The sequence below is a fragment of the Vibrio sp. 10N.222.49.C9 genome, assembly GCF_041474985.1.
In the GTDB taxonomy this organism is placed as follows: domain Bacteria; phylum Pseudomonadota; class Gammaproteobacteria; order Enterobacterales; family Vibrionaceae; genus Vibrio; species Vibrio crassostreae_C.
On the sequence record NZ_JBFRVD010000456.1, the window covers coordinates 1 to 338 of the forward strand.

The window sequence follows — 338 nt, forward strand, 5'->3', positions numbered from 1 at the left end:
AGTTAGGTGTTTGTTTGTCAATTTTGCAACAGGCCGTAACAGCGCTCACGTTAGTTGAACGTTATATGGGCGAATTTACGCCTTCTTGGAAATAAAAATGCCGTTCTCTACGGATGAGTCTCACTTGTCGATACGTTTGAGTAGCTCTATAGCAACAAACATCGCGATAAAGAGCGTTGTACCGCCAAACACCACAGCAGACCAACCGCCATGCTGCCAGCAATAAAGTAGCAAGAACCCACCTAGACTGCCGCCAATGTAGTAATGAACAAGGTATAACGCCGTTGCTGTCGCTTTTGCGTGTGTCGCTTTTCGGCCTACCCACCCATAGGCAAGGG

1 pseudogene is annotated in these 338 nt (G+C 47.6%); it reads right to left on the reverse strand.

The window, feature by feature from the left end:
• Positions 1-120: 120 nt before the first annotated feature.
• Positions 121-338, reverse strand: a pseudogene (locus AB4585_RS23965) (MFS transporter); the annotation flags it as partial.